This is a genomic window from Pseudomonas sp. FW305-28, from assembly GCF_017351395.1.
GTDB classification, from domain to species: domain Bacteria; phylum Pseudomonadota; class Gammaproteobacteria; order Pseudomonadales; family Pseudomonadaceae; genus Aquipseudomonas; species Aquipseudomonas fluorescens_AA.
In genome coordinates this window covers 17,516-28,588 of record NZ_JACNDD010000088.1, presented here as the reverse complement: position 1 = coordinate 28,588, position 11,073 = coordinate 17,516, and the positions used below count along the sequence as shown (strand labels likewise).

Below are 11,073 nucleotides of genomic sequence, written 5' to 3'. Positions count from 1 at the left end.
GCTCGGTTCCCACATGTTCCGGGGGGCTTATTGACCGCTGGCGATCTGTTTCACCAACGCTTCATGGCCGGTCTTGTCGCTGGCCCGGGAGATGATCTGCACCACCGCCATGCGCGTGCCGGAGGCACCCAGCAAGGTGGTGTCGAGGGTCGGACCGCCGCCCTGGGTCGCGCGGGTGTCGAGCTGGCGCAGGCCCAGGCCGGTGCCTTTTTGCTTCAGGCTTTTTTCGCTGAGGATCTTGGCATCCGGCAGCGACTTGAGGCGCTGGGCGGCGAAGTCGGCCATGGTGGTGTCGAGGAACGTGCCATCGTCATCCTTCACATTCGCACCGTCGATGATGATGTTTTCCGCTGCGATCACCACGGTCTTGCTGGTGGCATTGCTGTACATCGTCCCCGTCGCCCCGGCGGTGCCCTGGGCGGCTTCACCGGCGGGCAATGGCGTCGCCGTAAAACCCTTGGGCAAGGTGAAGGTGAACTTGCCGCCCAGCATCGACACCTTCTGCGCCGGTGCATCGCTGGCAGGTTTGGCCGGGGCCGCCTGGGCGGATGCCACGACCAGGCTGGCGATGGCTCCCAGCAACAGGACGGCGGCTTGTTTACTCAGCAATGACATTGAAAATCTCCACGGATGGTCGCGCTTGAAGACCGATCATCCCATGGGCGTCGTACCGGACTCCAGCAAGAGACCGTCATTTTGGCGATGCCGCTCGCACCAGCAGGCGGCGGGTCACCAGCAACATGGCCACCGACACCGCGACGCCCAAGGCAAAGGCCGGCATGCCCAGCACCGGCAGGGCAAGAGCCAGGGTCAGGCAGAAGGCGGCGAAACAATACATGCCGGTGGCCGTCGCCCGCAGCAGCGCAGCGGTGAAGGCCGGCCCGCGGGTTTGTTGGGAGAACACCGCCATCACACTGCCCAGCACCGGGAATACCGCCAGCAACCCGCTCCAGCGTTCGCCTACGGTGCTGGCCAGCAGTGTCACCGCCAGGGTCAATAGCGCGCCGGCGATCATGCGTAGCAGCAGTTTGTCGGATTTGGCCGCCGGCCCGCTCATCACCGGCCGGACCGTCGGGAACAGATACGGCGCCCCCAGCAGCGCGACCAGGGCGATCAGGCTCGACAACGGCAGCGAAGCCGGTAGCCAGGACAGCATCAACGCCACCAAGGCCCAGACGCCTAGCGCGATGCCCAACGCCCAGGGCCAGGCACGACGCTGGGCAACCTGGGCGTACACCACGCAGAAAGCGATCATTGCAAACATGGCCGCCAGTGCCGCGGTCGCCGACTGCGCGGCAAACCGCTCGCCTTGCTCCACGGCCAGGAACAACAGAATCGGCCCCACCACCACCGGCAGCCCCGAGAGCCAGCCGGCCACGCTCGGTCCCCAACGCCTGCCCGCCCGGGAAATCAGTAGCAGGAACGCGGGAATCACCAGCAGTTTGAGCAGCAGCACGCGATCATCCTTGTCGGAGGTGGGCCGTCACGTTAGCACCGCCTCGCCCAGGTCATCCACCGACAGCCGACGCGCCTTCAATGCCGCGTCGCCGATATTCAATCTGGCCCGGCCCTGAAGCGCCGAGCCAACGCTTCGCGCTCGAAGTGCTCGGTGATGAAGTCGATAAAGGCCCGGGTCTTGGCCGGCATCAGCGTGCGACTGGGGTAGTAGAGGGAAATCACCCCCAGATCGACGTACCAGTCCGGTAACAGCCGCACCAGTTCGCCACGTTCCAGCCAGGGCAGGGCATCGGGCACCACCAGCAGGGTCACGCCCAGGCCGAGCAAGGCGGCCTCTCGCATGGCGACGGGATCATTGAAGATCATGGATTCGGCCAGTTGCACGGCGCATTCGTCCCCGGCGGCGTTGCGCAGCACGGTCTGGCGCACCCGGCCGGTGCGGCTGGCCCGCAGCACGATGTTGTCCAGGCCGGCCAGGTCCTCGGGTTGCCGGGGCAGGGCGCGTTCGGCCAGGTAGGCGGGGCTGGCGACGGCAATCAGGTGAGCGGGCGCCAGGGTGCGCGATACCACCCCGGGCGTCAGTGCGAAGCCGCCGCCGATGGCCGCGTCGAAACCTTCGGCGATCAGGTCCACCGGGCGGTTTTCGAAATGCCAGTCCGGACGGATCAACGGGTACCGAGCCAGCCATTGCGGCATCAACGGCAGTATCTGGCCGATGCCAAAACTTGGCGAGAGACTGACGCGCAAGACGCCGGCCGGTTCGCCGCGCTCCGTGGTCACCGCACCAATGGCCGACTGCAGGGCGTGCAGGTTGCCACCGATGCTGGCCAGGAAATGTTCTCCTGTTTCGGTCAGGGACAGCTTACGGGTCGAGCGCTGGAACAGCCGCACCCCCAGGTTGCGCTCCAGCATCGCCACGTTGCGGCTCACGGCAGCGGGAGTGAGGGCAAGCAGCCGCGCGGCGGCCGAGAAACTGCCAGTTTCGGCGCTGCGGACAAAGCATTCGAGATTGGCGAGGCTTTCCATGGCATGAACCTGATAGTAATGCTTGAAAATAATTCGCCATATTACCGGCTAATCAGAAGGTAATGGCAAGGGCACCATGCACCTCAACGGCGGACATCACCGCCAGGCTTATCCAACCTTGAGGACACAAAACATGAGCAGCATCGACACCATCGGCATCATTGGCGCTGGCGCCATCGGCAGTGCTTTCGCCCGCGCCCTGGCCCGCCAGAACATCAACGTAGTGATTGCCAACAGCCGTGGCCCGCAAAGCCTGGCCGAACTTGTGGCTGACCTCGGTCCAAGCGTGCGCGCCGGCACCGTGGAGGAGGCCGCCGCCCAGCCGATGGTGCTGGTGGCGGTCAACTGGTCGAAGTTGCCCCAGGCGCTGGGCGGTCTGCCGGATTTTGCCGGGCGCATCGTGATCGACGCCAACAACGCGATCGAAGTGCCGGGGTTCAAGGCCGTGGATCTCCAGGGCCGGGCCTCGACCGAGGTGTTCAGCGAGTGGGTGCCGGGCGCACGGGTGGTCAAGGCCTTCAATCATCTGCTGGCGCGCCTGCTGGAGGCAGACCCAACGTCCGAAGGCGGCAAGCGGGTGCTGTTCCTGACCGGTGACGACGCGCAGGCACGGAGTGAAGTCGCGCAGTTGATCGAGCGCCTGGGCTTTTTCGGCGTAGACCTGGGCCCCTTGAGTGTCGGCGCACGCTTGACCCAGTTCCCAGGCGGCCCGCTGCCGGTGCTGAACCTGGTCAAGTTCGACTGAGGCCGCGCCGTGTTCAGCGATCCCAGTAGGGCACTTCGCCAAAACACTCGAGGAAGAAATCGATGACCGTGCGGACCTTCACCGACAGGCGTCGACTGCCCGGCCAGAGGATGGCGATCTGTTGCGGTTCAAGGCTGTTGGAGGCCTGGTAATCCTGCAGCACCGGGACCAGCGTGCCATGACGCACGGCTTCGCCGATCAGCCACGACGGGAACATCACCAGCCCCAGGCCTTGTTCGGCGGCCTGGGTCAAGGTGTCGGCGTGGTTGCCGGTGATCGGGCCGCTGACGCTGTAGGGTGTCCAGGCCTGGCCCGGGCGGCGGAAGAACCAGCGCTGCTGACCGGTTACGCCCTTGTAGGCCAGGCACCGGTGGTGAACCAGGTCCTGGGGCTTGAGTGGTGCGCCGTGGCGGGCCAGGTAGGTCGGGCTGGCGGCGATCTGGAAGCGATGGGGCGCGAGGATGCGCGCCTGCATGCTCGAATCGTGCAGCGGACCGATACGGAACAGCAGGTCGGCGCCTTCCTGCAGTGGGTCGACGTAGCTGTCGGTCTGCTGGATCTCCAGTTGCAGCTTCGGATAACGCTCGCATAGCTGCCCCAACCACGGTGTCAGGTGGCGCTGGCCAAACACCACCGGCGCATTGATCCGCACCAGTCCGGACGGCTCGCTGTGTTGCTCCTGCAGCGCCTGTTCGGCTTCCTCCAGTTGCACCAGCAGCAGCCGTGCATGATGCCCCAACAGGCGGCCAGCCTCGGTGGGTGAAACGGCGCGGGTGTGGCGATAGAGCAACTGTTGGTTCAGGGCCTGTTCCATCAACTGGATCTGCCGGGAAATCGAAGACGGCGCCAGGCCTTCGCGCCGTGCGACTTCCGAAAAACTGCCGTGATCGAGCACCGCGACGAACAATCGCAATGCCTTGAAACCCAGTTCATTGAGGCCGTGCATGGGGTGGGCTTCCTGTGCGTATTGCGCAAAAGTGTTGTCGGGATACTCACATTTATTGCACAGCGACACCAGCCGATAATGCCGGCCCTCTTTCAAGTGAACAGGTTCTGATCATGCAAACATCTTCACTCAGCGAGGCCGCGCCGGTATCGACGCCCGCCAGACCCCGGGCATTGCTGCGCTGGCTATTACTGCCCCTGGTGATCCTGGCCGGCATGGGCTTGTCGGTGGAAGCCGGCCTGCTCGGGCCGCTCGGGGCCCAGGTCGGGCATCTGTGGGCCACGCTGAGCATCTTCGGCGTCGGTTCGGCGATTCTTTTCCTGCTGTTGTTGCTCAGTGGCCGGCAGCGAGGCCCAGCCTTGCATGAGTTGCCACGCTGGCAATTGATCGGCGGTTTCCTCGGTCCGATCTATGTGGTCGTGCTGACACTCGCCACGCCGCACATCGGCATCGCCATGACCATGGTCGCGATTCTCTCCGGCCAGGTGGGTAAAAGTGTCCTGATCGATCATTTCGGCTGGTTCGGCACGGCCCGCAAGCGGGTCAATGGCGAACGCTGGCTGGCGTTGGCCTTGATTGTCGTTGCCCTTGTCCTGATTGCCCGAGGTTGAACATGAACCTGTTTGTTTTGTTGCTGCTGGTGGTCGCGGCCGGTGCGGTGTTGAGTGTGCAGGCGGCGATCAACGGGCGCCTGGGCCAGACGGTCGGTGTGTTGCGCAGCAGCTTGCTGACGTTCACGGTGGGCACGGTGACCACCGGGCTGCTGATCGTGTTTTTCGAACCGGCCCACGGGTTGACGCTGTTGGACATGCCGAAATGGCAACTCAGCGGGGCCTTGTTCGGTGTCGTGTACATGATGGTGATGGTGGGCGCGGTGCCCAGGGTCGGCACGGCCGTGGCCACCGTGGCGGTCATCGTCGGGCAACTGGGCATGGGCATGCTGATCGACAACTTCGGCTGGCTGGGCAACCCGGCCATCGAATTGTCCGGCAGCCGAGTCTTCGCCATGGCCTGCCTGGCATTGGCGCTGGTGTTCATGTATCGCAGCAATGCCCGTCAGGCCTGAACGGTTCAGTCGGGTTCCACGTTGAGTTGCAGACTGCCATCGGCCAGGCGTTCAGTACTGCGCACGATGCCGCTCAGGCGCCGGCCCTCGGCGCTGAACACCACGATCTCGGCCTTGTCCAGGTCGTCCGGCATCGGCGGTTGAACGTGCAGCGCGAACCATACCGGCTTGTCCTCGTCGAGGCGCTGGACGGCGTATTGGCAGTCGATACTTTTGGTCTGGCGGCCGAACAGGGTGTCGAGACCGTAGTCCAGGTGAGTGCTGTCGGCGGCGGAGGGTGTGAGAGGCATCGGCGGTCTCCTGGGGCGCGCGGTTGATGTTCAAATGATCCTGCCCGGGAGGGAAAATTCCATTGGCTGAGCCGTTGGGAACAGCCCTGGTGCTCAGCTCGATAGCCCCGTGGCGAGGGAGCTTGCTCCCGCTCGGGTGCGCAGCAGCCGCAAAGAGCCAGGGGCCGCTGCGCAGCCCAGCGGGAGCAAGCTCCCTCGCCACGGAGGAGAAATCAGAGGCCAGGCACGCCGTTCTTCCACGCCGACCAGTTCTTCACAATGTCCTGCACCAGCGGGTTGCCGGTGCGGAACAGGTTTTCCAACGCAGGGACGAACGCGCCCTGGTCGGCGTACTTGAGCAGGTTATCCACTTCATTGCCACCGGGCTCGGGGCGGTCGAAGTCGGACCCGGCCCGCAGCACTGCCAGCCGGTTGATGTCCACCCGACCTTCACGGCTGGCCCGTAGCAAGGCCTCGTAAGTCGAGTTGTCTTCCTGTTGGGTCGTGCAGTAGACGCCTTTGTTGTCGGTGAGCAGGCGGGTCCAGACTTCGGCACGCTCGCTCAGGCGCGTGCCGGAGAACCAAGTGTTGCCGGCCAGGGTGTCACAGCGGGTCACCACCGGCGGCTGGTTGGCCGGGGCATACGGATACTTCAAGCGCCAGGCTGCCGACTCCTTGCTTTCGGCCAGGGTCACCTGCTGGCTGAGGGCAAAGGCCTTGGCTTGCAGGGCCGGGTTGAGTTCGAAGACTTCTGTCTTGTAGTCCAGCGGCGGCTTTTCGTTCGGCCCCTTGGTGTTGATGCCCAGGTAGCCGGTGGGCCAGTCCTTGGGCGCATCCCGCGAATCCAGCTCCCATTGAGTACCGAACTCCACCAGGTAATGGGCCCAGGCGGTTGTGCCGAGCGTGCCGTGGTGCGGGTTGATGCCGGCGATCCCGGCCACCAGGAAATAGCTCTTGCGCAGGTCGACGGTCGGGGAGAGCGCCAGGGCCAGGGTCGAGGCCGCCGCGTTGGTCTGGCCCATGCCGGTGATCAACAGACAGACCCGTTCGGCATTGCAGCGGATCGTCGGGTACTCGGCGGACAGCCCCGGTACACGGATTTCATCCTTGAGCTGCAAACGTTCGATCCAGTTCTGCGCTTCGGGGGCGAACATGGTGATCAGCATCACTTTGGGTTGAAGTGGCGGTGCGGCCCCGGCGCTTGCCGCGAAGAGTGCAGTACTTGCCAGGCCGATTGAAGCAAACAGGCGATTGATCATGTGTTCGTGACCTCCATGGATTCGAAAGGGTGCTGCGACGATGTGCTCAGAATTGATAGCCGACCCCGGCGTAATACCCCCACCCATCGGAGCGGGCGCGGAAGTTGCCCTCGCCAAAGTTGAGTTCGCTGCCATCCTGCCAGTTGCCGCCGTTGTGGAAGTAGCGGCCCACCAGAGTGAAGCGCACGTGGGTGAACGCGTACAGCAAGACATTGGTGGCGACCGTGGCGTTGGCGGTGCGGGCCGGGTTGTCCTTGTGCAGGTCCGAACCGAAGTCGAAGTTGGTGAAGCCAATGTACGTCAGCGAGGCACCATTGCTGAACTGGCTGATCGGCACGATGTACTTGAGTTGAGCGCGGTAGCCGTCCCAGGAATATTCATTGCTGGCGCCATAGTTTTCCCATTGATAACGGCCATAGAGGTTGGCCGACAAGTTGACCCTCGAGTGCGTGTCAATGTCGGTGCCCAGGCCGCTGTACAAGGTGTTCGCGCGATTGGCGCTGTTGCTGCCGTGATCGTAGATCCAGTCGAACGCCACATACCATTCCTTGAACGGCCCGATGGCCAGGCTGCGGCCGGCCAGGTAGTCGATGGAAACCCGCGGTTCGTGTTCCATGAACACGGGTGAGCCGTGGTCCCACGCACCTTTGTCGTGGCTGTTGCCAATGTTGAAAATCTTCGGGATGTCGACGTAGCCATAGAGCTCGAAGGGCCCCTTGCGTCCGAAGTATTCATATTCCAGATAGATATCGTCGACCGGTTGCGGGCCGAAGCTGATGTCCTTGCTGCCGATGAGCGTCAGGTCCTGGTTGTACCAGTCCGACAGGTAGGCGCCTTTTTTCGATGGGGTGGCTTCTGGACTGAGGGCTTCGCCTTGGGCGGACGCCTCGGTGGGTTGGGCATGGGTCGTGGTGCTGAGTAGTCCGGTAACGGCGGTCAGTAGCAGGGTGGTTGCCCATACGCCGGGCGTGGCGCGACACCGGGAAGTGAAGTGCATGGAAAGTCCTTGTTCGTGCGGGCCGAAGCCCGGGTTCCGTGATTGAAAAAAATCGTCGATCCGCTGGCGGTGATCGAATGCGCAAACGTTTGCACATCCCATACCAGTTTTTCGCAGTGGCTTGAAAATCTTGGGTTTAAGGCGGTTTTCCTGTCCTTTTGGTCAGGCCTGGTGCGCCGAATGCTTTACGCTCGCTTGAAGCAGCACCAAAGTGTTGCACGGGCGAATGCTCGGCACGGCACTGAGTCGGCGGCGTTGCTGTTAGAATCGATCCCCTTGATTGACCGGAGAGATGCCCATGAGCGAGCCGATTCGCCTGACCCAGTACAGCCACGGCGCCGGTTGCGGCTGCAAGATTTCGCCCCAGGTTCTGGAAGTGATCCTGGCCGGCAGCGGTGCGCAGAACCTCGATCCCAAGCTGTGGGTCGGCAATGCTTCTCGCGACGACGCTGCGGTGTATGCCATCGACGAAGAGCGTGGGGTGGTCTCGACCACCGATTTTTTCATGCCGATTGTTGATGATCCCTTCGATTTCGGTCGCATCGCCGCCACCAATGCCATCAGCGACATCTACGCCATGGGCGGCGATCCGCTGATGGCCATCGCGATTCTTGGCTGGCCGGTCAACGTATTGGCCCCGGAAATTGCCCGGGAAGTGATTCGCGGTGGTCGTTCCGTGTGTGACGAGGCGGGTATTCCCCTGGCGGGCGGGCATTCGATCGATGCGCCCGAGCCGATCTTCGGCCTGGCGGTCACGGGCCTGGTGCAAAAGCGTCATATGAAACGCAACGACACGGCCACCGTCGGTTGCCACCTGTACCTGACCAAGCCCCTGGGCATCGGCATCCTCACCACGGCGGAAAAGAAAGGCAAGCTGCGCGCCGCCGATGTTGGCCTGGCCCGTGACTGGATGTGCACCCTCAATAAACCCGGCAGCCGCTTCGGCAAGCTCGATGGCGTGACGGCGATGACCGACGTCACCGGTTTCGGCCTGCTCGGGCACCTGGTGGAAATGGCCGACGGCAGCCAGTTGACCGCACGCATCCGCTATGACGCGGTGCCGCGTCTGCCGGGCGTCGAATACTACCTCGACCTGGGCTGTGTGCCGGGCGGTACGCTGCGCAACTACGACAGCTACGCCAGCAAGGTCGGTCGGGTCCAGGAGCTGCACAAGCGAGTGCTGTGCGACCCACAGACCAGCGGCGGCCTGTTGATTGCCGTCACCCCCGAAGGCGAGGAGGAGTTCCTGCGGGTGGCTACTGAGCTCGGCCTTGCACTGGAGCCCATCGGCGAGTTGGTCGAGCGACAGCGTTACGCGGTCGAGGTGTCTTGATGAGCCATGACATCACCGATTACCGCGACATCTTCCTCCATGACCGACCGATGATGGACACGCGCGCGCCCGTCGAATTCATCAAGGGCGCTTTCCCCGGCGTGGTCAATTTGCCGTTGATGACCGACAACGAACGGCAACGTGTCGGGACCTGCTACAAACAACAGGGGCAACAGGCCGCCATCGTCCTGGGGCATCAATTGGTGTCCGGTGAGACCAAGGCCCAGCGCATCCAGGCTTGGGCGGCGTTCGCCAAGGCCCATCCCGACGGTCTGCTGTATTGCTTTCGCGGCGGCTTGCGTTCGCAGATCGTCCAGCAATGGCTCAAGGACGAAGCGGGCATCGACTATCCTCGGGTCGGTGGTGGCTACAAGGCCATGCGCACGTTCTTGCTGGACACCGTCGAACAGGCGGTCGCCGAGTGCGACCTGGTGCTGCTGGGCGGCATGACCGGTACCGGCAAGACCGAAGCGCTGGGCCAACTGGGCAACAGCCTGGACCTGGAAGGGTATGCCAACCATCGCGGTTCGAGCTTTGGCAAACGCGCCACCGGCCAGCCTTCCAACATCGATTTTGAAAACCGCCTGGCCGTGGATGTGCTGAAAAAACGCGCCGCCGGCATCGAACAGTTTGTCTTGGAAGATGAGAGCCGCGCGGTCGGCAGCTGCGCCTTGCCACTGTCCTTGTACCAGCGCATGCAGCAGGTTCCGATGGTCTGGCTGGAAGACAGCCTGGAGCGCCGGGTCGAACGGATCCTGCAGGATTACGTCATCGACCTGTGTGGAGAATTTGTCGCGGTACATGGCGACGAAGGTTTTTCGCTGTTTTCCGAGCGATTGCTGGCAAGCCTGGACAACATCCACAAACGCCTGGGGGGCGACCGTCATCGGCGCTTGAAGGACATCCTGGAAACAGCCCTGGCCGAGCAGGCCCGCAGCGGTGCCGTCGATGTGCATCGCGGTTGGATCGAGGGTTTGCTGCGTGAGTATTACGACCCGATGTACGTGTTCCAGCGGGAAAAGAAGGGCTTGCGGATCGAGTTCTCGGGAGAGCAGGCGGCGGTGCTGGAGTACTTGCGCGAGCGGGCGGCCCCGGTACGGTGACCTGTGGGAGCGAGCTTGCTCGCGATGGCGGCGACACAGGCACTCTTGAGGCAAGCTGACCCACCGCTATCGCGAGCAAGCTCGCTCCCACACGGATGATCAGGTCGGACAGGTTTGCTGGCCATTGTCCAAACCTTGCTTGTAGCTCTGGCTGGTGAGGCTGGCCTTGCCGTTGTGCCAGGTCAGGGTCAGCACATACAGCGAATCGAAGTCCCCGGAGGCCCAGTCTTCGGTAATGGTCTGCTCCTTGCCCACCGCCTCACCGGCGACCTTGTTGATCAGCTCCGGCAGGTAGCCATGGGACCAGGCGGTATAGATGGTGGAGTTGTGGTACTTGTCGTGCAGCAACTCGTCAGCCAGGTCGCTGGTGTCGTTGGCTGAAAAATTGATGTTTACCGGCAGCCCGAGCTTGATGGCGCTGGGGCTGATGGTCATCAGCGGGCGAATATAGCTGTAGGAGTTGTCCAGCTCACCCTCTTCGACATTGCGGGTCGGGTTGGCCGCGAACACGTAGTCGGCCTTGCCGAATTTTTCCGGCAGCAGGGTGGCCAGGTCGATGGCGCGGTTGAGGCCCTGGCAGTTGAGCTGGCCCAGGCCACCGGCGGGTTTCTCGGCGTGGCGCAGGAACACCAGGGTCTGGACGCCGTCGGCTGGCTGGGCGCGGCTGACGCTGGATTCCAGCGACAGCACCAGGCCACAGACCACAAGCAGCGTTGGCAGCATCAGCCACGAACGGTGTTTGAAGCGTCTGGCGAAATTCAGTGGGTTCATCATCGAATAATAGTCTTCAGCACGCTTGAGTCAGGCTGACAAACCCTGGCACCGCGAAGCGCTTGGCCTCGGGTGTTTTCCCTGTCGTTACGCCTCGTCG

At 63.2% G+C, this 11,073-nt stretch carries 13 protein-coding genes; 5 read left to right on the top strand and 8 right to left on the bottom strand.

Translation table 11 applies throughout. The features are described 5' to 3' along the window. Nucleotides 1-27: 27 nt before the first annotated feature. The 3 genes from J4E53_RS19885 to J4E53_RS19875 all read right to left on the bottom strand — a co-directional run bounded on the left by J4E53_RS19885 (nucleotide 28) and on the right by J4E53_RS19875 (nucleotide 2,484). Nucleotides 28-615, bottom strand: coding sequence for a hypothetical protein (locus J4E53_RS19885; protein WP_060738272.1), 588 nt, complete (start codon nucleotides 613-615; stop codon nucleotides 28-30). A 76-nt stretch (nucleotides 616-691) separates the two neighbouring features. Beyond that, nucleotides 692-1,456, bottom strand: coding sequence for a hypothetical protein (locus J4E53_RS19880; protein ID WP_103309723.1), 765 nt, complete (start codon nucleotides 1,454-1,456; stop codon nucleotides 692-694). A 98-nt stretch (nucleotides 1,457-1,554) separates the two neighbouring features. Beyond that, nucleotides 1,555-2,484 (bottom strand): LysR family transcriptional regulator, encoded by a 930-nt coding sequence (locus J4E53_RS19875; protein ID WP_103309725.1) that lies wholly within the window; start codon nucleotides 2,482-2,484, stop codon nucleotides 1,555-1,557. Nucleotides 2,485-2,626: 142 nt separating this feature from the next. On the opposite strand from J4E53_RS19875, the gene J4E53_RS19870 reads away from it, so the two are divergent. Next, entirely contained in the window at nucleotides 2,627-3,229 is a 603-nt protein-coding gene (locus J4E53_RS19870) for an NADPH-dependent F420 reductase (protein WP_103309741.1), read from the top strand. Nucleotides 3,230-3,242: 13 nt separating this feature from the next. Here the strand turns inward: J4E53_RS19870 and J4E53_RS19865 are convergent, their stop codons facing one another. Beyond that, nucleotides 3,243-4,175, bottom strand: a complete 933-nt coding sequence (locus J4E53_RS19865) for a LysR family transcriptional regulator (RefSeq protein WP_060738269.1) — start codon at nucleotides 4,173-4,175, stop codon at nucleotides 3,243-3,245. Between the two features lie 113 nt (nucleotides 4,176-4,288). Here J4E53_RS19865 and J4E53_RS19860 point away from each other — a divergent pair, with 113 nt between their 5' ends. Both J4E53_RS19860 and J4E53_RS19855 read left to right on the top strand, forming a co-directional pair. Next, nucleotides 4,289-4,786, top strand: a complete 498-nt coding sequence (locus J4E53_RS19860; RefSeq protein WP_060738268.1) for a DMT family transporter — start codon at nucleotides 4,289-4,291, stop codon at nucleotides 4,784-4,786. A 2-nt stretch (nucleotides 4,787-4,788) separates the two neighbouring features. After that, nucleotides 4,789-5,241 carry a DMT family transporter gene (locus tag J4E53_RS19855; RefSeq protein WP_103309726.1) on the top strand — a complete coding sequence of 151 codons (453 nt, stop codon included), beginning with the start codon at nucleotides 4,789-4,791 and terminating at the stop codon, nucleotides 5,239-5,241. A gap of 5 nt (nucleotides 5,242-5,246) precedes the next feature. On the opposite strand, the gene J4E53_RS19850 is transcribed toward J4E53_RS19855, so the two are convergent. The 3 genes from J4E53_RS19850 to J4E53_RS19840 form a co-directional block, all read right to left on the bottom strand. After that, complete coding sequence (locus J4E53_RS19850; RefSeq protein WP_060738266.1) at nucleotides 5,247-5,531, bottom strand: hypothetical protein; 285 nt, start codon at nucleotides 5,529-5,531, stop codon at nucleotides 5,247-5,249. Nucleotides 5,532-5,743: 212 nt separating this feature from the next. Continuing rightward, the gene (locus J4E53_RS19845; protein WP_060738265.1) at nucleotides 5,744-6,769 is read right to left on the bottom strand and encodes a purine nucleoside permease; all 1,026 of its coding nucleotides are present in this window, start codon (nucleotides 6,767-6,769) and stop codon (nucleotides 5,744-5,746) included. 46 nt (nucleotides 6,770-6,815) lie between these two features. Continuing rightward, nucleotides 6,816-7,766, bottom strand: a complete 951-nt coding sequence (locus tag J4E53_RS19840; RefSeq protein ID WP_060738264.1) for a nucleoside-specific channel-forming protein Tsx — start codon at nucleotides 7,764-7,766, stop codon at nucleotides 6,816-6,818. Nucleotides 7,767-8,064: 298 nt separating this feature from the next. Here J4E53_RS19840 and selD point away from each other — a divergent pair, with 298 nt between their 5' ends. Then, nucleotides 8,065-9,099, top strand: coding sequence for a selenide, water dikinase SelD (gene selD, locus J4E53_RS19835; protein WP_103309728.1), 1,035 nt, complete (start codon nucleotides 8,065-8,067; stop codon nucleotides 9,097-9,099). Next, nucleotides 9,099-10,202, top strand: a complete 1,104-nt coding sequence (gene mnmH, locus J4E53_RS19830; protein ID WP_103309730.1) for a tRNA 2-selenouridine(34) synthase MnmH — start codon at nucleotides 9,099-9,101, stop codon at nucleotides 10,200-10,202. The genes selD and mnmH overlap by 1 nt, the downstream gene beginning before the upstream one ends. A 99-nt stretch (nucleotides 10,203-10,301) precedes the next feature. On the opposite strand, the gene J4E53_RS19825 is transcribed toward mnmH, so the two are convergent. Next, nucleotides 10,302-10,976 carry a hypothetical protein gene (locus J4E53_RS19825; RefSeq protein ID WP_060738261.1) on the bottom strand — a complete coding sequence of 225 codons (675 nt, stop codon included), beginning with the start codon at nucleotides 10,974-10,976 and terminating at the stop codon, nucleotides 10,302-10,304. Nucleotides 10,977-11,073: the final 97 nt, after the last annotated feature.